We start from the raw sequence: 26,766 nt of genomic DNA on the forward strand, positions 1-26,766 counted from the left end.
CATGACAAATCTTTACCTGACTAAAAGAATTAATCTGAAATTATTTTTAGTATTAAGCATATTTTTTAGTGCTTTAACTGTTTTTTCACAGGCAACACCAACATTTGGAGGGGGGCAAGGTCCAACCTTACTTTCTGGAACACAGAACCAACAAGGGTCTCGGTATTTATATACAGATGTTGTTGTAAATGTAAATGGATCTCCTTCAAATGCAGATGCCGTTGTTACTATAATAGAGTTAAATAATATTACAGTTAATAATGTAGATACTGCGTTGGGAGTGGATAATCGCTTTGAACCTTCAACAACTACCACAGCAGCAGGTGGCTACGTAGAATGGGAAATACAATTTGTAGAAGATGGTACTGCTAATGCTTCTTCCAATGGAACACCAATTCTAGTGGACACTTATACCTTGGAAGCGATTGATGTTGACGGCAATGAATTTTTTGAGGTTGCAGTTCCTGATAGCTATACACTTGAGGGAGGAAACACACCTACTCCTGGTGGTTGCCCTCAGGGGTCAGGTGCAGCTAATAATAATATTGGTTGTCCTACGGATTTAGTGGTATCTACAAACGGAATTTTTACGCGTTTTCAAAGTGATTCAGATTTTTCAGCAGGTATAAACGCTGCTAGAACAGAGTTTGTAGTTTCTGTTGTATACAATAATATCAGTACGGTTAAATTTAGAAATGGCCGTTCAATCAGTGGAGGTACGAGACAAAACTCAGTTAGTTTTTTAGGCGAAGTTAATTTTATAAATCCATCAACTATAACGGTTAATAGTCCGCCTGTAGTAGTTGATAATCTGGGGAATACAGTAGTGCAGAATTCAACTGGAAATCCTCCTATTAATGTTTTAACAGGGTCGTCAGATCCAGATGGAAACTTAGATCCCACAACTGTTGTGATTATTGACCCCAATAATACATCAAATATTGGTACTGTCGGAAATGATCTAGTAGCTCCTGGAGTAGGGACATACTCAGTTGATAATTCAGGAAATGCAACCTACACACCAGCCACAGGCTATTCCGGGGTTGCTGATGTTGATTTTAGAGTTGAGGATGATGCCGGAGCAAGTTCAAATATTGCAACATTGGGCATTACAGTTGTAGACGAATGTGATGCTATTGCATCTGGTAATCTTGATTCAGATTTAGATGGTATCAGTGATATATGTGATTTAGATGATGATAATGATGGTATATTAGATACTGTTGAAGACGCAGACTGTACGTTATTTAGAGAAGATTTTGGTACGGGCGCTTACCCAGGAAATGAATTACCTGCGGGACAAACTACGTATAATTATAGAGGCGATATTGCAGAATTTGATGTTTTCCCTAATGCCTTGGAAGATGGTGACTATACTATCGGTACATTAGCAAATCAGCCCAACGGCACTTGGCAAGCAGGTATAGTAGATCATACAGACGGCACAGGTTATATGATGATAGTAAATGCAGCTGTAGCTGTTGGAGATTTTTATAATAGAACAGTAGCACTTTCACCAAATACAGATTACGAAATATCTACGTGGCTAGTAAATGTAAACAGTCTAGGAGATGAAAATTTTTGCACCAACAATGCGCCTCCTTACGTATTGCCAAATGTACGCTACGAGGTTAGAGATATAGATAATGGCAATGCGCTAATAGCTTTTTTTGAAACGGGAGACATTGCAAGAACTAATATTTGGGAAAACTTTACGTTTACCTTTAATTCAGGTTCAGTTGTAAATGCAGAAATAGCAATCATAAATAATGGACCTGGAGGCTGCGGAAACGATTTAGCTCTAGATGACATATCAATGGTTGAAATAGCTGGACTTGGTGGAGCATCAAATTGCGATGATGATGGCGATGGGATAATAAATAGTTTAGATACAGATAGTGATAATGATGGTTGTCCAGATGCATTAGAAGGAGGAGATAACATTCCTTTGAGTAGTGTTGATGGAAATGGTAGGTTAACAGGAACACCTGACCCAACAACGGGAGTTCCAAATAACGTAGATGTGAATAATGGGCAAACGGTCGGAGCTTCTCTCGATGCGTCTGCTAAGGATTCAAATGGGCAATGTGATTCTGATAACGATGGTACAATTGATGCTAACGATTTATGTCCAGGTTCAGATGATAATGCAAATGCGGATGGTGATGCTGTGCCTGACGGATGTGACGACGACGACGACAATGATGGTATTTTAGATGTTGATGAAGGATTTTCAACCACAACAGGTGCAGCGCCAGCTTGTGGATCTCAGACAGTTTTAAATTTCAATAATGCATTTACTGAAGAACCTGGAGGAGATGGTAATAATACTACATTTTTGCAGGGTGAAACCTTTAGATTTCCTAATGTAGCTGCTGGAATTGACGCTTTAGTTACCATTGTTGAGCTAAATGGAACAACTTTACCTACTTTAGATGATAACGGCTCTAATCCAAATTCTTTTCAGCCACAATCCGCTTTTAATTTACCAAACATTGGAGATCAAGCCTACACTGAGTTCAGGTTTGATTTCGTCACTACAGGAGGAATAGCAGGAGTTAATGATGTTATCCTTCCAGAATTTTTTGTGAACTTTAATGATGTTGATGGTAACAGTAATTATGGTGAACAAAATTGGTCGCAATTACCAGTGGGTTATTTTGTAGATAATCCAACAGAATTAACGATAGAAACTGTTGATAATTTTGTAGTTGGTACTTCAGGTGCAACAGAGTACCCAGGAGTAACAAATGGTTTTCCACAGGTAAATTATGCAACACAACATCAAGGAAAATCGTCATATACTATCCGTTTAGGAGTTATAGCGAGAGTTGCAGGTGCTTCTGCAGGAGGCAGACAGCATCATGTTGAATTTGATTGTGCTTCAAACTTCAATAATCCATCAAATACAACAACTATTGATACGGATGGTGATGGAATTGCAGACCATTTAGATACCGATAGTGATGGTGATGGATGTCCAGATGCTGTTGAAGGTACTTTAAGTATCCTTTCTTCTCAATTAGATGGTAATGATAGAATACCAGGTGGAGTAAGTTCAACTGGTGTACCTAATGCAGCTAATTCAGGAAGTGGTCAAGGAGTAGGTAGTGCTGCTAATGCTAGTGTTTCTGCTTGTGAACCAACCGCAGTAGACGATACGGCAAGTGTAGATGAAGACGACACGGTAAACATCGATGTATTAGACGATGATGATTTTGGAGGTGACGGACCAAGTACAGGCACGATAACCATTACCACACCACCAACAAATGGAACAGCTACGGTAAACGATGGCAACACACCAAACGATCCAACGGATGATACGATAGATTACACCCCTAATGCCGATTATAACGGACCCGACCAGATCACCTATGAGATCTGTGATGCGGATGGCGATTGTGTAACAGCGGTAGTTGATGTAACGGTAAACCCAGTAGACGACACGCCAACGGCAGTAGACGATACGGCAAGTGTAGATGAAGACGACACGGTAAACATCGATGTATTAGACGATGATGATTTTGGAGGTGACGGACCAAGTACAGGCACGATAACCATTACCACACCACCAACCAATGGAACAGCTACGGTAAACGATGGCGGTACACCAAACGATCCAACGGATGATACGATAGATTACACCCCGAATGCCGATTATAACGGACCCGACCAGATCACCTATGAGATCTGTGATGCGGATGGCGATTGTGTAACAGCGGTAGTTGATGTAACGGTAAACCCAGTAGACGACACGCCAACGGCAGTAGACGATACGGCAAGTGTAGATGAAGACGACACGGTAAACATCGATGTATTAGACGATGACAATTTTGGAGGTGACGGACCAAGTACAGGCACGATAACCATTACCACACCACCAACCAATGGAACAGCTACGGTAAACGATGGCGGTACACCAAACGATCCAACGGATGATACGATAGATTACACCCCGAATGCCGATTATAACGGACCCGACCAGATCACCTATGAGATCTGTGATGCGGATGGCGATTGTGTAACAGCGGTAGTTGATGTAACGGTAAACCCAGTAGACGACACGCCAACGGCAGTAGACGATACGGCAAGCGTAGATGAAGACGACACGGTAAACATCGATGTATTAGACGATGATGATTTTGGAGGTGACGGACCAAGTACAGGCACGATAACCATTACCACGCCACCAACCAATGGAACAGCTACGGTAAACGATGGCAACACACCAAACGATCCAACGGATGATACGATAGATTACACCCCTAATGCCGATTATAACGGACCCGATCAGATCACCTATGAGATCTGTGATGCGGATGGCGATTGTGTAACAGCGGTAGTTGATGTAACGGTAAACCCAGTAGACGACACGCCAACGGCAGTAGACGATACGGCAAGTGTAGATGAAGACGACACGGTAAACATCGATGTATTGGACGATGACAATTTTGGAGGTGACGGACCAAGTACAGGCACGATAACCATTACCACACCACCAACCAATGGAACAGCTACGGTAAACGATGGTGGTACACCAAACGATCCAACGGATGATACGATAGATTACACCCCTAATGCCGATTATAACGGACCCGACCAGATCACCTATGAGATCTGTGATGCGGATGGCGATTGTGTAACAGCGGTAGTTGATGTAACGGTAAACCCAGTAGACGACACGCCAACGGCAGTAGACGATACGGCAAGTGTAGATGAAGACGATACGGTAAACATCGATGTATTGGACGATGATGATTTTGGAGGTGACGGACCAAGTACAGGCACGATAACCATTACCACGCCACCAACCAATGGAACAGCTACGGTAAACGATGGCAACACACCAAACGATCCAACGGATGATACGATAGATTACACCCCTAATGCCGATTATAACGGACCCGATCAGATCACCTATGAGATCTGTGATGCGGATGGCGATTGTGTAACAGCGGTAGTTGATGTAACGGTAAACCCAGTAGACGACACGCCAACGGCAGTAGACGATACGGCAAGTGTAGATGAAGACGATACGGTAAACATCGATGTATTGGACGATGACAATTTTGGAGGTGACGGACCAAGTACAGGCACGATAACCATTACCACACCACCAACAAATGGAACAGCTACGGTAAACGATGGCAACACACCAAACGATCCAACGGATGATACGATAGATTACACCCCGAACGCCGATTATAACGGACCCGACCAGATCACCTATGAGATCTGTGATGCGGATGGCGATTGTGTAACAGCGGTAGTTGATGTAACGGTAAACCCAGTAGACGACACGCCAACGGCAGTAGACGATACGGCAAGTGTAGATGAAGACGACACGGTAAACATCGATGTATTGGACGATGACAATTTTGGAGGTGACGGACCAAGCACAGGCACGATAACCATTACCACGCCACCAACCAATGGAACAGCTACGGTAAACGATGGCAACACACCAAACGATCCAACGGATGATACGATAGATTACACCCCTAATGCCGATTATAACGGACCCGACCAGATCACCTATGAGATCTGTGATGCGGATGGCGATTGTGTAACAGCGGTAGTTGATGTAACGGTAAACCCAGTAGACGACACGCCAACGGCAGTAGACGATACGGCAAGTGTAGATGAAGACGACACGGTAAACATCGATGTATTGGACGATGATGATTTTGGAGGTGACGGACCAAGTACAGGCACGATAACCATTACCACACCACCAACAAATGGAACAGCTACGGTAAACGATGGCAACACACCAAACGATCCAACGGATGATACGATAGATTACACCCCTAATGCCGATTATAACGGACCCGACCAGATCACCTATGAGATCTGTGATGCGGATGGCGATTGTGTAACAGCGGTAGTTGATGTAACGGTAAACCCAGTAGACGACACGCCAACGGCAGTAGACGATACGGCAAGTGTAGATGAAGACGACACGGTAAACATCGATGTATTAGACGATGACAATTTTGGAGGTGACGGACCAAGTACAGGCACGATAACCATTACCACGCCACCAACAAATGGAACAGCTACGGTAAACGATGGCAACACACCAAACGATCCAACGGATGATACGATAGATTACACCCCGAACGCCGATTATAATGGACCCGACCAAATCACCTATGAGATCTGTGATGCGGATGGCGATTGTGTAACAGCGGTAGTTGATGTAACGGTAAACCCAGTAGACGACACGCCAACGGCAGTAGACGATACGGCAAGTGTAGATGAAGACGACACGGTAAACATCGATGTATTAGACGATGATGATTTTGGAGGTGACGGACCAAGTACAGGCACGATAACCATTACCACACCACCAACCAATGGAACAGCTACGGTAAACGATGGCAACACACCAAACGATCCAACGGATGATACGATAGATTACACCCCTAATGCCGATTATAACGGACCCGACCAGATCACCTATGAGATCTGTGATGCGGATGGCGATTGTGTAACAGCGGTAGTTGATGTAACGGTAAACCCAGTAGACGACACGCCAACGGCAGTAGACGATACGGCAAGCGTAGATGAAGACGACACGGTAAACATCGATGTATTAGACGATGATGATTTTGGAGGTGACGGACCAAGTACAGGCACGATAACCATTACCACACCACCAACAAATGGAACAGCTACGGTAAACGATGGCGGTACACCAAACGATCCAACGGATGATACGATAGATTACACCCCTAATGCCGATTATAACGGACCCGACCAAATCACCTATGAGATCTGTGATGCGGATGGCGATTGTGTAACAGCGGTAGTTGATGTAACGGTAAACCCAGTAGACGACACGCCAACGGCAGTAGACGATACGGCAAGTGTAGATGAAGACGACACGGTAAACATCGATGTATTGGACGATGACAATTTTGGAGGTGACGGACCAAGTACAGGCACGATAACCATTACCACGCCACCAACCAATGGAACAGCTACGGTAAACGATGGCAACACACCAAACGATCCAACGGATGATACGATAGATTACACCCCTAATGCCGATTATAACGGACCCGACCAAATCACCTATGAGATCTGTGATGCGGATGGCGATTGTGTAACAGCGGTAGTTGATGTAACGGTAAACCCAGTAGACGACACGCCAACGGCAGTAGACGATACGGCAAGCGTAGATGAAGACGACACGGTAAACATCGATGTATTAGACGATGATGATTTTGGAGGTGACGGACCAAGTACAGGCACGATAACCATTACCACACCACCAACCAATGGAACAGCTACGGTAAACGATGGCAACACACCAAACGATCCAACGGATGATACGATAGATTACACCCCTAATGCCGATTATAACGGACCCGACCAGATCACCTATGAGATCTGTGATGCGGATGGCGATTGTGTAACAGCGGTAGTTGATGTAACGGTAAACCCAGTAGACGACACGCCAACGGCAGTAGACGATACGGCAAGTGTAGATGAAGACGACACGGTAAACATCGATGTATTGGACGATGACAATTTTGGAGGTGACGGACCAAGTACAGGCACGATAACCATTACCACACCACCAACAAATGGAACAGCTACGGTAAACGATGGCGGTACACCAAACGATCCAACGGATGATACGATAGATTACACCCCTAATGCCGATTATAACGGACCCGACCAGATCACCTATGAGATCTGTGATGCGGATGGCGATTGTGTAACAGCGGTAGTTGATGTAACGGTAAACCCAGTAGATGATGATCCTATTGCAAACAATGATTCAGGATCAACTAATGAAGATGTAGATGTTATTATCAATGTCACAGGAAATGATACTGATTCAGATGGTACAATTGATAATTCAACTATTGATTTAGATCCAAACACTCCTGGGCAACAAAGTACTTTTACAGTAATTGGAGAGGGAACATTTACTGATAACGGTGATGGAACTGTTACTTTTGATCCTGTCCCTGGTTATACAAGTGGAACTACAACTATTGCATATACAGTTAATGATAATGATGGAAATACATCTAATGAAGCAACAATATCTGTAACAATACCAGCTTGTCCGAATTCTTTAGACACCGATGGAGATGGTTTAACAGACTGTGAGGAGATCACAGGAATCGACGATCCAAGCACACCAGATAGTCCGACCAATTACCCAGGACTATTTGATGAGAATGATCCATGTTTACCAATTGGCATCAACACGACAGATACCGATGGAGATGGTTTAACAGACTGTGAGGAGACCACAGGAATCGATGATCCAAGCACACCAGATAGTCCAACCAATTACCCAGGGCCATTTGATGAGAATGATCCATGTTTACCAATCGGCATCAACACGACAGATACCGATGGAGATGGTTTAACAGATTGTGAGGAGACCACAGGAATCGATGATCCAAGCACACCAGATAGTCCTACCAATTACCCAGGACCATTTGATGAGAATGATCCATGTTTACCAATCGGTATCAACACGACAGATACCGATGGAGATGGTTTAACAGATTGTGAGGAGACCACAGGAATCGATGATCCAAGCACACCAGATAGTCCAACCAATTACCCAGGACCATTTGATGAGAATGATCCATGTTTACCAATCGGTATCAACACGACAGATACCGATGGAGATGGTTTAACAGATTGTGAGGAGACCACAGGAATCGATGATCCAAGCACACCAGATAGTCCGACCAATTACCCAGGACCATTTGATGAGAATGATCCATGTTTACCAATCGGCATCAACACGACAGATACCGATGGAGATGGATTAACAGACTGTGAGGAGACCACAGGAATCGATGATCCAAGCACTCCAGATAGTCCAACAGGTCCTAGTGATCCAAATGATTCATGTGATCCAGATTCATCAAATTGTCCGCCGATAGCAAATAATGATGGAGGGACAACTGATCCTGGAGTACCAATAATTATTGATATTACTATAAATGACACTGATCCAAATGGAATAGTAGAAGATTCGACAGTAGATTTGGATCCAAATACACTAGGTCAGCAAGGAGTATTTACGGTTCCAGGAGAAGGTACATTTACTGATAATGGAGATGGTACAGTAACTTTCAATCCTGCTCCAGGCTATACTGATGGTACAACTACTGTTACTTATACCGTTAACGATGATGAAGGTAACACTTCAAATGAAGCTACTATTACTATCGTTATTCCTTTGTGTACATCATTGGTTGATAGTGATGGAGACGGGCTTACAGATTGTGAAGAGATTACAGGAATCGATAATCCGAGTACCCCAGAAGATCCAACAACGTTCCCAGGCGGACCGACAAGTGATCCAAACGATCCATGTGATCCAATTGGTATTGATACAACGGACAGCGATGGTGACGGACTTACAGATTGTGAGGAAACTACAGGAATTGACGATCCGAGTACACCAGATGATCCAACAACGTTCCCAGGCGGACCAACAAGTGATCCAAACGATCCATGTGACCCAATTGGTATTGATACAACGGACAGCGATGGCGATGGTTTAACAGACTGTGAGGAGACCACAGGAATCGACGATCCGAGTACACCAGATGATCCAACGACGTTCCCAGGTGGACCAACAAGTGATCCAAACGATCCATGTGACCCAATTGGTATTGATACAACGGACAGTGACGGTGACGGACTTACAGATTGTGAAGAAACCACTGGAATCGATGATCCAAGCACATCAGATAGTCCTACCAATTACCCAGGACCATTTGATGAGAATGATCCATGTTTACCAATTGGCATCAACACGACAGATACCGATGGAGATGGTTTAACAGATTGTGAGGAGACCACAGGAATCGATGATCCAAGTACACCAGATAGTCCAACCAATTACCCAGGACCATTTGATGAGAATGATCCATGTTTACCAATCGGTATCAACACGACAGATACCGATGGAGATGGTTTAACAGATTGTGAGGAGACCACAGGAATTGATGATCCGAGTACACCAGACGATCCAACAACCTTCCCAGGTGGACCAACAAGTAATCCAAACGATCCATGTGATCCAATTGGTATTGATACAACGGATTCAGATGGCGATGGTTTAACAGACTGTGAAGAAACCACTGGAATCGACGATCCGAGTACACCAGACGATCCAACAACGTTCCCAGGTGGACCAACAAGTAATCCAAACGATCCATGTGATCCAATTGGTATTGATACAACGGACAGCGATGGCGATGGTTTAACAGATTGTGAGGAGACCACAGGAATTGATGATCCGAGTACACCAGACGATCCAACAACGTTCCCAGGTGGACCAACAAGTAATCCAAACGATCCATGTGATCCAATTGGTATTGATACAACGGACAGCGATGGCGATGGTTTAACAGATTGTGAGGAGACCACAGGAATTGATGATCCGAGTACACCAGACGATCCAACAACCTTCCCAGGTGGGCCAACAAGTGATCCAAACGATCCATGTGATCCAATTGGTATTGATACAACGGACAGCGATGGTGACGGACTTACAGATTGTGAGGAAACTACAGGAATTGACGATCCGAGTACACCAGATGATCCAACGACGTTCCCAGGTGGACCAACAAGTAATCCAAACGATCCATGTGATCCAATTGGTATTGATACAACGGACAGCGATGGCGATGGTTTAACAGATTGTGAGGAGACCACTGGAATCGACGATCCGAGTACACCAGACGATCCAACAACGTTCCCAGGTGGACCAACAAGTAATCCAAACGATCCATGTGATCCAATTGGTATTGATACAACGGACAGCGATGGCGATGGTTTAACAGATTGTGAGGAGACCACAGGAATTGATGATCCGAGTACACCAGACGATCCAACAACCTTCCCAGGTGGACCAACAAGTAATCCAAACGATCCATGTGATCCAATTGGTATTGATACAACGGATTCAGATGGCGATGGTTTAACAGACTGTGAAGAAACCACTGGAATCGACGATCCGAGTACACCAGACGATCCAACAACGTTCCCAGGTGGACCAACAAGTAATCCAAACGATCCATGTGATCCAATTGGTATTGATACAACGGACAGCGATGGTGACGGACTTACAGATTGTGAGGAGACCACAGGAATTGACGATCCGAGTACACCAGATGATCCAACAACCTTCCCAGGTGGACCAACAAGTAATCCAAACGATCCATGTGATCCAATTGGTATTGATACAACGGATTCAGATGGCGATGGTTTAACAGACTGTGAAGAAACCACTGGAATCGACGATCCGAGTACACCAGACGATCCAACAACCTTCCCAGGTGGACCAACAAGTAATCCAAACGATCCATGTGATCCAATTGGTATTGATACAACGGATTCAGATGGCGATGGTTTAACAGACTGTGAAGAAACCACTGGAATCGACGATCCGAGTACACCAGACGATCCAACAACGTTCCCAGGTGGACCAACAAGTAATCCAAACGATCCATGTGATCCAATTGGTATTGATACAACGGACAGCGATGGCGATGGTTTAACAGATTGTGAGGAGACCACAGGAATTGATGATCCGAGTACACCAGACGATCCAACAACCTTCCCAGGTGGACCAACAAGTAATCCAAACGATCCATGTGATCCAATTGGTATTGATACAACGGATTCAGATGGCGATGGTTTAACAGACTGTGAGGAGACCACAGGAATCGACGATCCGAGTACACCAGACGATCCAACAACGTTCCCAGGTGGACCAACAAGTAATCCAAACGATCCATGTGATCCAATTGGTATTGATACAACGGACAGCGATGGCGATGGTTTAACAGATTGTGAGGAGACCACAGGAATTGATGATCCGAGTACACCAGACGATCCAACAACCTTCCCAGGTGGACCAACAAGTAATCCAAACGATCCATGTGATCCAATTGGTATTGATACAACGGATTCAGATGGCGATGGTTTAACAGACTGTGAAGAAACCACTGGAATCGACGATCCGAGTACACCAGACGATCCAACAACGTTCCCAGGTGGACCAACAAGTAATCCAAACGATCCATGTGATCCAATTGGTATTGATACAACGGACAGCGATGGTGACGGACTTACAGATTGTGAGGAGACCACAGGAATTGACGATCCGAGTACACCAGATGATCCAACAACCTTCCCAGGTGGACCAACAAGTAATCCAAACGATCCATGTGATCCAATTGGTATTGATACAACGGATTCAGATGGCGATGGTTTAACAGACTGTGAAGAAACCACTGGAATCGACGATCCGAGTACACCAGACGATCCAACAACCTTCCCAGGTGGACCAACAAGTAATCCAAACGATCCATGTGATCCAATTGGTATTGATACAACGGATTCAGATGGCGATGGTTTAACAGACTGTGAAGAAACCACTGGAATCGACGATCCGAGTACACCAGACGATCCAACAACGTTCCCAGGTGGACCAACAAGTAATCCAAACGATCCATGTGATCCAATTGGTATTGATACAACGGACAGCGATGGCGATGGTTTAACAGATTGTGAGGAGACCACAGGAATTGATGATCCGAGTACACCAGACGATCCAACAACCTTCCCAGGTGGACCAACAAGTAATCCAAACGATCCATGTGATCCAATTGGTATTGATACAACGGATTCAGATGGCGATGGTTTAACAGACTGTGAGGAGACCACAGGAATCGACGATCCGAGTACACCAGACGATCCAACAACGTTCCCAGGTGGACCAACAAGTAATCCAAACGATCCATGTGATCCAATTGGTATTGATACAACGGACAGCGATGGCGATGGTTTAACAGATTGTGAGGAGACCACAGGAATTGATGATCCGAGTACACCAGACGATCCAACAACCTTCCCAGGTGGACCAACAAGTAATCCAAACGATCCATGTGATCCAATTGGTATTGATACAACGGACAGCGATGGTGACGGACTTACAGATTGTGAGGAAACTACAGGAATTGACGATCCGAGTACACCAGATGATCCAACGACGTTCCCAGGTGGGCCAACAAGTGATCCAAACGATCCATGTGATCCAATTGGTATTGATACAACGGACAGCGATGGCGATGGTTTAACAGACTGTGAGGAGACCACAGGAATCGACGATCCGAGTACACCGGACGATCCAACAACCTTCCCAGGTGGACCGACAAGTAATCCAAACGATCCATGTGATCCAATTGGTATTGATACAACGGATTCAGATGGCGATGGTTTAACAGATTGTGAGGAGACCACAGGAATTGATGATCCAGGAACTACAGCAGTACCTACAGGAACTTCTGATCCGAATGACCCATGTGATCCAATAATAACTGGGTGTGAAGCATCAATAGTAGTTACTAAGGTAGCCGATGTTCGAGGCACTTCTTTAGGGGATCGAATAGATTACATTATTGAGGTCGAGAATACTGGTGATTTTGACTTGACAGGAATTTCACTTGTAGATACGTTTACAGATGCTAATGGAAACATCATATCACTTACAGAAGGACCGTCCTTTGTTAGCTCAACTTTGGGTAGTGATGATGGAATCCTGCTTGTTGGAGAGATTGCGACTTATAGTGCTAGTTTTACCATTGATCAAGATGCGATTAATGCAGGGGGTGTAAGTAATAGTGTTGTAGCTTCAGGTGCAAATCCTCGTTCAGGAGCCGTATCTGATACTAGTGACGATGGTGACGATTTAGATGGTAATACCTCAGATGATGCAACATTTACAGAGCTTGGTTGTTTACTCATATTTAATGAGTTCTCACCCAATGGTGATGGTGTTAATGATACTTTAATCATAAACTGTATTTCAAACTTCCCTAATAACAAGTTAGAAGTTTATAATAGATGGGGTAATTTAGTCTACGAGAAACGCAACTATAATAATGATTGGGAGGGAACATCCAATGGAAGAGCTACTGTAAACGTAGACGAGAAACTACCACCTGGTACATATTATTATGTTTTAGACTTTGGAGATGGCTCTAAACCTAAAGTTGGATGGTTATATATAAACAGATAGTAAACAGTAAACGACTAATAAAGATTAAAAAAATGATACAGAATTCATCATTCTTAAAAGGTTTAAGTTTAGTAGTGTTTACTGCACTATTAAGTTTTGAAACAAATGCACAACAGGATCCGCAATATACGCAGTACATGTATAATACGATGAGTGTGAATGCCGCGTATGCAGGTCAACGAGATGTTTTGAGTGCTACTGCTCTCTACAGAACACAATGGGTTGGTATTGACGGCGCTCCTAAAACCATGACTTTTGGTATTCATTCTCCATTGAAAAATGAACGATTAGGTTTGGGGCTTAATATTGTAAGCGATCAATTGGGACCTGCAGAGGAGACTAATATTGATGCAAATTTTTCTTATACCATTCCGGTCAACGATTCTGGAGATTTAGAACTATCCTTTGGAGTAAAAGGAGGCTTGCACATTCTTGATACAGATTGGAGTAAAGGTTTATTTCAAAATCCAGATAGATTATTTAATGAGAATATTAATTTAATATCACCTACATTAGGAGCTGCAATGTATTTACATTCAGACAAATGGTATCTGGGTTTATCTATGCCAAACATGTTAACCACAGAGCATTATGATGATTTTCAGGAGTCAATTGCTACAGAGCGTCTTCATTATTTCTTAATAGGAGGATATGTGTTTGATTTAAGTGAAAGAACTAAATTAAAGCCTGCATTTTTGGTGAAAGGTGTATCTGGAGCACCATTAATTGCTGATTTATCTCTAAACGCATTGTTTAATGATAAGTTGACCATAGGTGCTGCTTACAGATGGGACGATTCCTTTAGTGGACTTGTAGGGTTTCAATTGAGTAGAGGTTTATTTGTAGGGTACGCATATGATGCGACTACTACAGCACTGAACAATTACAACAGTGGAACCCATGAGATAATGCTAAGATTTGAATTACAACAAATAGGTAGAATTTTATCACCAAGATTCTTCTAAAAAGCTACTGATATGAAAAAAAGAGTATATATACTTTCTGTTTTAACCATTTTTGTATTTGGGCTTTCTCACGCTCAAAAAGGTAAAGTTTCAAGTGCAGTAAAGCAGTATGATAAGCTTGCTTATATTGATTCTAGAAGTACGTTATTGGAATTAGCCAATGAAGATGATGTTTCACCAGAAGTAATAGAAAAACTAGCAAACACCTTTTATTTTAATTCTGAAATGGAAGATGCTGCTAAATGGTATGCAAAACTTATTGAAATTAATGCTCAAACCAATCCTGAAAATTATTTTAGATATGCCCAGGCATTAAAAGCACAGGAAAGGTATAAAGAAGCTGATGAAGCACTTAGAACTTTTGCTGCCTTGAGACCTGATGATTCCAGAGGTGTAGAGTTTTTAAACAATCTAGATTATCTTGAGACCATTGCAACCATGTCTCGAGAGTATGCACTATCTAATCTGGATATTAACACCTCATTTTCTGATTTTGGAGCATCTTTGCATAATGGGAATTTAGTTTTCGCATCTTCCAGAGATCAGGACGAGAAACTATATAGTTGGAATTCACAACCGTTTTTAGATCTATTTGAACTTGATGCTGAAGGCAATGTTCAAGAAATAAAAGGGGACATCAATACCAAATATCATGAGTCTTCAACAGCTTACACGAAAGATGGCAAAACGGTGTATTTCACTAGGAATAATTTTTTCAACGGTAAGTTTAAAAAGAATAGTGAAAACACCCATGCACTTAAGATTTATAAAGCTACCATGATTGATGGTGAGTGGACTAATGTTGAATCTTTACCATTTAACGATGACGAATATAGTGTAGCTCATCCTACTTTAAGCCTAGATGAAAAAAAGCTGTACTTCGCTTCAGATATGCCAGGAACAAAAGGAATGTCAGATATTTTTATGGTCGCTATAAATGAAGACGGGACTTATGGTACACCTATGAATTTGGGGTCAAAAGTAAATACAGAAGGAAGAGAAAATTTCCCGTATGTTAGTGATAAGGGGAATTTATATTTTTCATCGGATGGTCATTCTGGATTGGGAGGTTTAGATGTTTTTATGATAGAAGCTGACGCTATTAATTCTAGCATACTTAAAAATTTAGGAAAACCAGTTAATAGCCCTAAAGATGATTTCGCATACATCATTAATGAGTCTACACGTAAAGGTTATATCTCTTCAAACAGAAAAGGGGGAAAAGGTGATGATGATATCTACAGTTTTGAAATTCCTGATTGTAAATATGATATAACAGGGATAGTAACCAACAAAAGAACAAATGAGGTTTTAGCGAATGCTGATGTTGTGCTCAAAGACGAAAATAATAATATTTTAGAGTCCATTAAAAGCGACAGCAACGGGAAGTTTCAATTTAATCTTAGTTGTAAAGAGCAAACATATATTGTAGAGGCTCAGAAAGAAAAATTTGAAGACGATTTCACCGATTTTATAGTAGAAATAGCTAATGAGGAAGATTTAAAATTGAAATTGGCTTTAGAACCTAGTGCAGCTAAAATTGGTACAGATTTAGCCCTGTTACTGAACTTAAACCCAATTTATTTTGACTACGATAAGTCGTATATACGCCCTGATGCAGAAATTGAGTTGGCCAAAGTTATTAACTATATGAAGGAGTTTCCAAGCGTAAAAATTGACGTTAGATCTCATACCGATTCTAGAGGTAGGGATGCATATAATATGGCATTGTCAAAACGCAGAAATACATCAACTAAAGAATATATCATAAATGAAGGTGGAATTTCAGCTGAGAGAATATCAGGAAAAGGTTACGGAGAAACACGATTAACTAACCGTTGTTCAAACGGGGTAAAATGTTCAAGATCAGAGCATCAAGCGAACAGGCGTAGTGAATTTATAGTTATTGAGAATTAATATTAACCATCAACCTAAAAAGGCATCTAAATTTATTTAGGTGCTTTTTTTTTGAAACTCATTTTGAAAAACGGGTAAACCAAGTAATTTTTTGTTTGTATTTTTGCTAAACTATGAAAGAAGAAAAAGTAATTCTTGTTAACGAGCAAGATGAGCAAATAGGTTTAATGCCTAAGATGGAAGCTCATGAAAAGGCGTTATTACATCGTGCATTTTCAGTCTTTATTTTTAATGGGAATAACGAATTAATGTTGCAGCAACGAGCTCTAAACAAATATCATTCTCCAGGACTTTGGACAAACACATGTTGTAGTCATCAAAGAGATGGAGAATCGAACATCGAAGCAGGAAAACGAAGACTTCAAGAAGAGATGGGTTTTGTTGTAGATTTAAAAGAATCTATTTCATTTATTTACAAAGCACCTTTTGATAATGGATTGACTGAGCACGAGTATGACCATGTTTTGTTAGGTAATTATAATGGAACCCCAGAGATAAATCTAGACGAAGTTGCAAATTGGAAATGGATGCCTTTAGAAGAAGTTAAAGTAGATATTTCGCTGCATCCAGAACTTTATACCGCTTGGTTTAAAGTTATTTTTGATAAATTCTACCAACATATAAATGTAAATTCATGAAAGTAACAGTTAGTAGAAAGGCACATTTTAATGCGGCGCATCGGCTATACAGAAAAGACTGGAGTTTTGAAAAAAACGACACTATCTTTGGAAAGTGCAACAATCCTAATTTTCATGGGCATAATTATGAATTAATAGCAAGTGTAACAGGAGAGATTGATGCTGAAACAGGTTATGTAATTGATATGAAGGTGCTAAAAGATATTATAAAGAACGAAGTAGAAGATGCTTTTGATCATAAGAATCTAAATTTGGAAGTACCTGAATTTGAAAAGTTAAACCCTACTGCAGAAAATATAGCCGTGGTTATTTATAATAAGATGAAATCAAAACTAGATCCAGATTTGGATTTAGAAATAACCTTATATGAAACACCACGTAATTTTGTTACCTATTCTGGAGGCTAAGTATGAATAATGAGGCATTTTACCCTATAAAGTTTACCCCGATTTTAAAGGAAAAAATTTGGGGAGGACAAAAATTAATAGAAATACTTAATAAGAATTCAGATTTCCCAAATATAGGCGAGAGTTGGGAAATAAGCGATGTTGAAGGCGATACTTCAATAGTTTCAAATGGTTTATTAAAGGGAAGATCACTAAAAGATTTATTATTAAATTTCAAGGGAGATATTTTAGGAAAAAAAAACTATGAAGTTTTTGGTAATAAGTTTCCTTTACTCATCAAATTTATTGATGCAAAGCAAGATTTGTCCATTCAATTGCATCCAAACGATGAAATAGCGTCCAAACGTCACAATTCATTTGGAAAAACTGAGATGTGGTATGTAGTCCAGGCTGATAAGGATTCCAATTTGATTGTTGGTTTCAATCAAAAAGTAACACCGGAAAAATATTTAAAGCACCTAGAGGAAAAAACGTTAACTAAAATTTTAAATTTTGATAAAGTCTCACAAGGTGATACTTATTTTATTGAGGTAGGACGCGTTCATGCAATTGGAGCAGGAATTATAGTTGCTGAAATTCAGCAAACAAGTGATATTACCTACAGAGTTTATGATTGGGATAGAGTAGATGACAAGGGAAACGAAAGGGAGCTGCACAATGATTTAGCAATAGACGCCATAGATTTTGATATGCCTGATAATTTTCGTGTGAACTACTCGAAAGAGGAGAATATTTCAAATAAAATGGTAAGCTGCCCTTATTTTAATACAAGTTATTTAAAGGTTACCGAAACTTTAGATAAATTAAATGACAAAGATTCGTTTTTTATTTACGTGTGTACTGGCGGAAAAGCAGAGATTGAAGCCAACGGGTTTACAGAAACTGTAGCTAAGGGAGAAACTGTATTGTTACCAGCAGCTATAAAATCTTATCAAATTCGCTCTGAAAATGCTACATTATTGGAAGTATATGTTTAGATTTACAATTAATTAAAATTATAATTATGGCAAGTGTAAGAGACCTTAAAAAAGATATAAATTATGTATTAGGAGATATAATAGAAGCTGTTTATGTTTGGGAATACGAGAATACTGATAAAGACACAAAAAAAAGTGAAGCAATTATAGATGAAGCCATTGAAACTTTTGACGAATTAATTGCTAAAGTAAATGATAGAAGTGTTGAGAATAAAAAAGGGCATTTTAAGGCTATTAATGAAGAATTGGAAAATAGAGGGAAAGCTTTAATTGAAAAGATTAATAAATTAGGATAGCTTTGCTCATATCATTGGGATACAGACAATACGACTAAAAAAAGCCTTAAAACTTAGTTTTAAGGCTTTTTTTGTTCTGCTTCGTTTTTCTTTCGCTCTTCTAAAAACTTCCCCAGTTCCTTACCATATTTAGAATCTTTAATTTTTGGTGTTAAAGATTTATGGATGGTATCTAATAAATGATTGTTGGCATCGTAAATTTCGGATAGAGCTAGATAAGGCGCAACTTCACTAGCGTTATGGTTTAGGGCAAAGTTTACCGTTTGTAGATACCTATTTCTTATAAGGCGAGCCTGCTTATTTTCTACGCTATTTATAGCAGCAGTATCTCCACTTTTTCTGGCTTCGAAATTTTCTTTTATCAAATCTAAATTCTTGTTGTTTAAACGAGACATTAGCTTCTGATAATCTTCCAAGACTTTTTGTTGCTCAGATCCAGTAATTTTGGCATCCGTTACAAAATTTTTTAAAGTAGTATTGATTTCAATAATACCTTTATCTGCAAAAAAACTAATTCTATCTTCTTCCTTAGAGTTTTTATCAAGATCTAAAAAGAATAGGTCAGGTTCATCTAAATCGGCATATAATTCAAACTCAGAATTACCATTTACAGCGATTGAATCTATCGTTACCAAAACGGTATCTATTACCTGTTTTAGATAGACAGTTCCCTTTTTTAAACCTTTTATATTAGTTTTTACTACTAAATCTTTTGGAGTTTCAGAACATGCAAATATCGAAACAATTAGAAATAGAATACTGAATTTTTTCATAAATATAAGGTGTAATTTGGAGCGCAAATATCTAAATAATTATTAGAAATATACTAACCGCCAGCAGCAATTTTCATAAGTTCAGCACAAAGCATAGCACCATAGGTGCCAATGACATAGCCAAAAACAGCTAAGAGCACACCAACGGTAGCCAAAGATGGATGAAATGCCGCAGCAACAACAGGCGCGGAAGCAGCGCCTCCTATATTTGCCTTACTCCCAACGGCTAAAAAGAAATATGGTGCCCTAATAATTTTTGCCACAAGAAATAGTAACCCAACATGAATGGCCATCCAAACTAGTCCAACAAAAATCAGCCCTGGATTTTCAACGATTTTCGTTAAATCCATTTTCATACCAATACTTGCAACAAGAATATAAATAAAAACACTTCCAATTTTACTAGCCCCAGCTCCTTCATAGGTTTTAAATTTTGTGAATGACATTAAAATACCAAGTATTGTGGCGATTGTTATCATCCAAAAAAATTGTGAACCAAAAGAAGACATAGCTGAAGATTTGTCTCTTACAGCTTCAAAATTATTTGTTAAAAAATCAGAAATATTGTTGGCACCGAAATGAGCAACACCTACAATGGTAAATGCAATACCAAGAATAACCATTAAATCACTTAAAGTAGGGGTTCTAGAAATTTTGCTGGCATATGATGAAACGCGCTCTTTTAAAACCTCAATGGCACTATTATCCGCTTTAAGCCATGTGTCAATTTTTTCAGATTTACCAATACCCAGTAGCAAGATGGCCATCCAAATATTAGCAACGACGATATCGACTATTACCATTCCAGCATAGTTATCGGTATTAAATTTGTAAATTTCAAGCATTGCCGCTTGGTTTGCGCCGCCACCAATCCAACTGCCAGCTAATGTTGCTAAGCCTCTCCATACTGCATCAGGACCAGCGCCGCCAACAGTTTCTGGAGAAACCATAGATATTAAAAGAATGGCTAGTGGACCACCTATAACCACGCCAACTGTTCCTGTTAAAAACATAATTAATGCCTTTGGTCCTAGATTATAAATAGCTTTTAAATCAATACTTAAGGTCATTAATACCAAGGCTGCCGGGAGTAAAAATCTACTAGCAATATAGTATACCTGCGATTTATGCTTAACAATTTCACCAGCAGCATCTGTTGTTGTCCATTCTGGAGCTATAATACCCAAAGTAGTTAAAGCACCAGGTAGCATATACGCCATAAGGAGTGCAGGTATGTATTTGTAAAACTTTTTCCAAAATGTATTTGAGCTTGAGGACGTGTAAAACACGAATCCTAATGTTAGCATTAAAAGCCCAAAAACTATGGTGTCTTGGGTAAATATTGGTTGATTTTCCATGTAAGCCTGTCTTTGAAAATTCTAAGATAAATAAAATAAAAAAGGTGCAAATAAAATTTTGGCACAGTAGTTGATTTATAATGAGTAGTTACACTTCAACGATTAGTTTATTGAGTGGTTACTTTAAACTTTTGAATTGTAATTTCATATTTTGGTTGGTTAGTTAGTAAAAAAGCACCTGTAAAACAGGTGCTTTTTTTACACTCAAAAAACTAAAAATAATGCATTTCATCGATAATATGTATTACGTCGACGAAGTGTGTTAAAAAAATATGCATTTCATCGATTAATTATGTTTTTTATCTTCGTAGTTTAAATCACTTTTTATATTTGACTCGTACTAAATAACATACTTTTTAGTTCAATGGATTAATTAATTAATATTTGCATTATGTTGTTGATGTGGAGACCCCAAATCTAGCACATAATATAAAAGCAAATTAAGAAAGAACCGAGTTTGAGGGAACTCGGTTTTTTTGTGGAATAATTCTAAATGTAAGGTTAATTCTAGGGTCTATTTTACGTTTTGTTTTAGGAATTTGATGCAACCAATTTTCTTGTGTAAACCCCTGCATTAACAGCACACTTCCGTGTTTTAGTATTATCTTTTCTTTTAATAATTTGTTCTTTTTATGCTTAAAGTGAAATGGGCGTTCTTCCCCAAATGTTACTGACGCGATTACAGGGTTTTTTCCAAGTGATTTTTCATCATCCGCATGCCAACCATTACTATCTTTTCCATCACGATATAGGTTAGCCAAACAGCTTGTAAAATTGATATTTAATTCGCTTTCTATAAGATGTTTAACCTTTAAAATGTCCTTTTCAAACAAATGAGGATACATAGTAATATTGCTATAGGAATAAGGTTCTTCATTTGTAGCAAAAAAAGAGGTTAATCGTGGTTGATTATATACTTTTCCAAACACTTTTATCTCATCTTGCTGCCACTTGATTTGAGCTTTTAAATTTTTAAAAAAAGTATCAGCTTCATTTTTACTAAAAAAGTTGGGATAATATGTAACGTCTGCATCCTGTAGGTTTAAATTTTTGGCATTCAATAGTCGCATGGTTTTTATTTTCTAAATTAGCGTAAATCGTTTTGTAAATGAAACTAAGGCTATCTTTTTTATTTTTATTAAATACTTTTTTTGGTTTTTGTCAATTGCCAGATGGGTTTGTTTATGCAAAGGACCTAATCCCCGAATTGAATGTGGAACTACGATATTTAGGTACTAATAATTTTGTTGGTAAACCGATAGATGGCTACAATAATAATTGCCTCATTTTAACTGGAGAAACTGTAGAAGCCTTAAAAAATGTTCAAAAAGAACTGAATAAGAAAAATTTAGGACTTAAAGTTTATGATGGTTACAGACCACAGCGCGCTGTTAACCATTTTATACGATGGGCAAAAGACCTGAATGACACTATAAATAAAGCACAGTTTTATCCAGATGTAAAGAAAAAGGATTTATTTAAAGAGGAATACATTGCATCCCGTTCTGGTCATACAAAAGGTAGTACGATAGATATCACAATAATCGATTTAACTACGAAAGAAGAATTGGATATGGGTAGTGCTTATGATTTCTTTGGAAAACGATCTTGGGTAGATTATGATAATATTTCAAATGAACAAAAAACGAATAGGCAGTTATTGCAAAGCGTCATGTTAAAATATGGTTTTAGAAACTATCCCAGAGAATGGTGGCATTTCAACTTAAGAGAAGAACCGTTTCCTAATACGTATTTTGATTTTCCCGTAGAGTAATAAAGTTATACTTTTTATTTTAAAATTAAATTTTAGGGATTAATTATTACTCTAACGATTAATATTGATATGAATTAAATATTTGATAATTTATTAGTTGGACTAAATAAAGCAGATGCGAATAATCTTTTGAAAATAAAAATCCCGATATTTTTATCGGGATTTTAACATTATAGAACTCTTATGAGATCTAGTATTAATCCTCAACCAAAACCCAATCGCCTTTGGCAATTAACGGTTCAGCTTGCTTATATTTTAGTGTTTTGTTTTCACCATTTAAAACGTGTTTAATTGTAACACGATCGTTGCGACCAATTTTGGGTTTGTCACGAACAACAGTTTCCACCACTTGCTGTTGCTGGCGTTGCGTGTTACCTGCGGCTCTACTTTGCGCAGAACGCTCGTCTAAATTAGGAATTTCCTCTTTTGAAGTTTCAACTTTTTCACGTTTTCTTGCTCTCGCTTCTTGAATGGTATCTTGTGTTTCCTGAGGTAATTCGCCTTTAAATAAGAAGGAGATTACATCTTTATTCACATCATCAATCATAGCCTTAAATAATTCAAACGCTTCAAACTTATAAATGAGTAATGGGTCTTTTTGCTCATGGACTGCCAACTGAACGGATTGCTTTAATTCATCCATTTTACGTAAATGCGTTTTCCATGCATCGTCAATAATAGCCAGAGCTATATTTTTTTCAAAATCAGTAATTAACTGTTTGCCATTGGTTTCATAAGCTTTTTCTAAATCGGTAACTACATTTAAACTTTTTACACCATCTGTAAATGGTACCACAATGCGTTTGAATTTGTCACGTTGGGTTTCGTATACATTTTTTATCACAGGGAATGCTATTTCTGCATTGCGCTCCATTTTTTCTCTGTAACTTTCAAATGCTGTTTTATAGATTTTTGAAGTGATGTCTTGTGCAGATAATTTCCCAAATTCTTCCTCGGTTATCGGAGAGCTCATAGAGAAGTAACGAATTAGTTCAAACTCAAAGTTTTTGAAATCGTTTGCACCTTTATTAGTTTCAGCAATACCTTCAGAGGTGTCAAAAATCATATTTGCTAAATCTACACGAAGGCGTTCTCCGTTCAAGGCATTATAACGACGTTTGTAAACAACCTCTCGTTGTGCGTTCATCACATCATCATACTCCAACAAACGCTTACGCACGCCAAAGTTGTTTTCCTCAACTTTTTTCTGAGCACGTTCTATAGACTTTGAAATCATGGAATGTTGAATCACTTCACCTTCCTTTAACCCCATACGGTCCATCATTTTGGCGATACGCTCACTCCCAAATAAGCGCATTAAATTATCTTCAAGAGATACATAAAATTGAGAACTACCTGGGTCTCCTTGACGTCCGGCACGACCACGCAACTGTCTATCTACACGGCGCGAATCATGACGCTCGGTACCTACAATTGCTAAACCGCCAGCTGCTTTTACTTCATCACTTAATTTAATATCCGTACCACGACCCGCCATATTGGTTGCAATGGTAACCTGACCAGACTTACCAGCTTGATCCACAATTTCAGCTTCCTTTTTGTGCTGTTTTGCATTTAAGATATTATGCGGAATCTTGCGAATACTCAACATTTTCCCTAATAACTCCGAAATCTCAACCGAGGTAGTACCAATTAATACCGGGCGACCAGCTTGTGATAATTTGGTTACTTCATCAATAACAGCATTGTATTTTTCGCGCTTGGTTTTATATACTAAATCCTCCCTGTCATCACGTGCAATTGGACGGTTGGTTGGAATTTCAACCACATCCAGTTTATAAATCTCCCAGAATTCACCAGCTTCAGTAACCGCTGTACCCGTCATACCAGATAGTTTGCGGTACATTCTAAAGTAGTTCTGTAAGGTAACGGTGGCGAAGGTTTGTGTAGCATCTTCAATCTTTACATTTTCCTTGGCTTCAATCGCTTGATGTAATCCGTCCGAGTAGCGACGACCGTCCATAATACGTCCCGTTTGCTCATCAACAATCATTACCTTATTATCCATCACCACGTATTGGGTGTCTTTTTCAAATAGGGCATAAGCTTTTAACAACTGATTGAGGGTGTGGATACGTTCAGATTTTACTCCAAACTCCTTAAATAGCTCTTCTTTAAGTTCAGCCTCTTTTTCTTTTTCCAGATTTTGCTCTTCAATTTTAGCGATTTCAATACCTATCTCTGGCATTACGAAGAAATTAGGATCGTCTTTTCCAGAAATATATTCAATACCCTTATCGGTCAACTCAATCTGATTGTTCTTTTCTTCAATAACATAGTATAATTCCGCATCTACTTTTGGCATTTCGCGGTTATTATCCTGCATATATAAGTTTTCGGTTTTCTGCAATAATTGTTTTACGCCTTCTTCTGATAAAAACTTAATAAGCGCTTTATTTTTCGGAATACCGCGATATACACGTAATAATTGAAAACCACCTTCTTTAGTGTCACCTTCCTTGATGAGCTTTTTTGCTTCAGCTAAAACACCCGTTAAATATTTGCGCTGTACAGAAACAATATCATCAACTTTTGGTTTTAACTCATTAAATTCATGACGATCCCCTTTCGGGATAGGACCTGAAATAATCAAAGGTGTACGCGCATCATCAACCAATACAGAATCCACCTCATCCACAATCGCATAGTGGTGCGGACGTTGTACCAAATCATCTGGCGAGTGCGACATGTTATCACGTAAATAATCAAAACCAAATTCGTTATTAGTTCCGTAGGTAATATCAGCATTGTATGCTTTTCTACGAGCGTCAGAATTAGGTTGGTGGTAGTCTATACAGTCCACACTCATCCCATGAAACTCAAAAATAGGAGCCATCCACGCACTATCACGTTTTGCAAGGTAATCGTTAACCGTTACCAAATGCACGCCTTTCTCTGCAAGGGCATTTAAGTAAACAGGCAGGGTTGCCACAAGTGTTTTACCTTCACCAGTTTGCATCTCTGCAATTTTACCTTGGTGTAAGGCAATACCACCAATCAATTGTACATCGTAATGCACCATATCCCAAGTAATAGGTTTACCGGCAGCATCCCAAGAGTTTGCCCAAGTAGCATTATCGCCATCAAGGGTTACATACGTTTTTTCGCCAGATAGAGTTCTGTCAAACTCATTGGCTTTCACTGTGATTTCGGTATTGTTTACAAAACGTTTGGCTGTTTCCTTAACTACAGCAAATGCCTCGGGTAAAATAGCATTCAAAACATCTTCGGTAACCTGGTATGCATCGTCTTTAAGTTTATCAATTTGCTCATAAATATCCTCACGAACATCAATATCATCTGTGTTTTCAGCTTCTTGGGTAAGGTTGGCAATTTGCTCGTCAATGGCAGCTGTGGCCTCTGCAATTCTTGCCTTAAATTCTGCAGTCTTTCCTCTTAATTCATCGTGAGATAGAGCTTCAAGGGCACTTTCAAAAGTTTTAATTTGATCAACAATTGGCGAAATCGCCTTCACATCTTGTTTCGATTTGTCTCCAACAAATACTTTTAAGACCGAATCTAAAAATCCCATACTGTAAGTTTTTATATTTTAACTA

Annotated in this window: 12 protein-coding genes; 8 read left to right on the forward strand and 4 right to left on the reverse strand. The window is 39.6% G+C overall.

Features of this window, described 5'->3' with window-relative positions; genetic code table 11:
• Nucleotide 1 precedes the first annotated feature (1 nt).
• From AC1B0Z_RS15305 to AC1B0Z_RS15335, 7 genes are all read left to right on the forward strand, one after another.
• Nucleotides 2-14,083 carry a tandem-95 repeat protein gene (locus AC1B0Z_RS15305; protein WP_483793016.1) on the forward strand — a complete coding sequence of 4,694 codons (14,082 nt, stop codon included), beginning with the start codon at nucleotides 2-4 and terminating at the stop codon, nucleotides 14,081-14,083.
• Nucleotides 14,084-14,115: 32 nt separating this feature from the next.
• Nucleotides 14,116-15,048 (forward strand): PorP/SprF family type IX secretion system membrane protein, encoded by a 933-nt coding sequence (locus tag AC1B0Z_RS15310; RefSeq protein ID WP_483793017.1) that lies wholly within the window; start codon nucleotides 14,116-14,118, stop codon nucleotides 15,046-15,048.
• Nucleotides 15,049-15,060: 12 nt separating this feature from the next.
• The gene (locus AC1B0Z_RS15315) at nucleotides 15,061-16,965 is read left to right on the forward strand and encodes an OmpA family protein (protein WP_483793019.1); all 1,905 of its coding nucleotides are present in this window, start codon (nucleotides 15,061-15,063) and stop codon (nucleotides 16,963-16,965) included.
• A 113-nt stretch (nucleotides 16,966-17,078) separates the two neighbouring features.
• Nucleotides 17,079-17,603: an isopentenyl-diphosphate Delta-isomerase gene (gene idi, locus AC1B0Z_RS15320; protein WP_483793020.1), complete on the forward strand. Its 525-nt coding sequence runs from the start codon at nucleotides 17,079-17,081 to the stop codon at nucleotides 17,601-17,603.
• The gene (locus tag AC1B0Z_RS15325; protein WP_483793021.1) at nucleotides 17,600-18,010 is read left to right on the forward strand and encodes a 6-pyruvoyl trahydropterin synthase family protein; all 411 of its coding nucleotides are present in this window, start codon (nucleotides 17,600-17,602) and stop codon (nucleotides 18,008-18,010) included. Before idi ends, AC1B0Z_RS15325 begins: the two co-directional genes overlap by 4 nt.
• 2 nt (nucleotides 18,011-18,012) lie before the next feature.
• Nucleotides 18,013-18,987, forward strand: coding sequence for a type I phosphomannose isomerase catalytic subunit (locus tag AC1B0Z_RS15330; RefSeq protein ID WP_483793022.1), 975 nt, complete (start codon nucleotides 18,013-18,015; stop codon nucleotides 18,985-18,987).
• 26 nt (nucleotides 18,988-19,013) lie between these two features.
• Entirely contained in the window at nucleotides 19,014-19,283 is a 270-nt protein-coding gene (locus AC1B0Z_RS15335) for a hypothetical protein (RefSeq protein WP_483793024.1), read from the forward strand.
• A gap of 59 nt (nucleotides 19,284-19,342) precedes the next feature.
• Here AC1B0Z_RS15335 and AC1B0Z_RS15340 read toward each other — a convergent pair whose 3' ends face one another.
• The 3 genes from AC1B0Z_RS15340 to AC1B0Z_RS15350 all read right to left on the reverse strand — a co-directional run bounded on the left by AC1B0Z_RS15340 (nucleotide 19,343) and on the right by AC1B0Z_RS15350 (nucleotide 22,484).
• The gene (locus tag AC1B0Z_RS15340; RefSeq protein WP_483793025.1) at nucleotides 19,343-20,056 is read right to left on the reverse strand and encodes a DUF4369 domain-containing protein; all 714 of its coding nucleotides are present in this window, start codon (nucleotides 20,054-20,056) and stop codon (nucleotides 19,343-19,345) included.
• Between the two features lie 53 nt (nucleotides 20,057-20,109).
• Nucleotides 20,110-21,414, reverse strand: a complete 1,305-nt coding sequence (locus tag AC1B0Z_RS15345) for a DUF819 family protein (RefSeq protein WP_483793026.1) — start codon at nucleotides 21,412-21,414, stop codon at nucleotides 20,110-20,112.
• A 440-nt stretch (nucleotides 21,415-21,854) separates the two neighbouring features.
• A complete protein-coding gene (locus tag AC1B0Z_RS15350; RefSeq protein ID WP_483793027.1) occupies nucleotides 21,855-22,484 on the reverse strand; it encodes an alpha-ketoglutarate-dependent dioxygenase AlkB family protein in 630 nt (209 codons plus the stop codon).
• A 38-nt stretch (nucleotides 22,485-22,522) separates the two neighbouring features.
• On the opposite strand from AC1B0Z_RS15350, the gene AC1B0Z_RS15355 reads away from it, so the two are divergent.
• Complete coding sequence (locus tag AC1B0Z_RS15355; RefSeq protein ID WP_483793028.1) at nucleotides 22,523-23,188, forward strand: M15 family metallopeptidase; 666 nt, start codon at nucleotides 22,523-22,525, stop codon at nucleotides 23,186-23,188.
• Between the two features lie 196 nt (nucleotides 23,189-23,384).
• Here AC1B0Z_RS15355 and secA read toward each other — a convergent pair whose 3' ends face one another.
• Complete coding sequence (secA, locus tag AC1B0Z_RS15360) at nucleotides 23,385-26,741, reverse strand: preprotein translocase subunit SecA (protein WP_483793030.1); 3,357 nt, start codon at nucleotides 26,739-26,741, stop codon at nucleotides 23,385-23,387.
• Nucleotides 26,742-26,766 lie beyond the last annotated feature (25 nt).

It is taken from the genome of Hyunsoonleella sp. J2K-J805 (genome assembly GCF_057167125.1).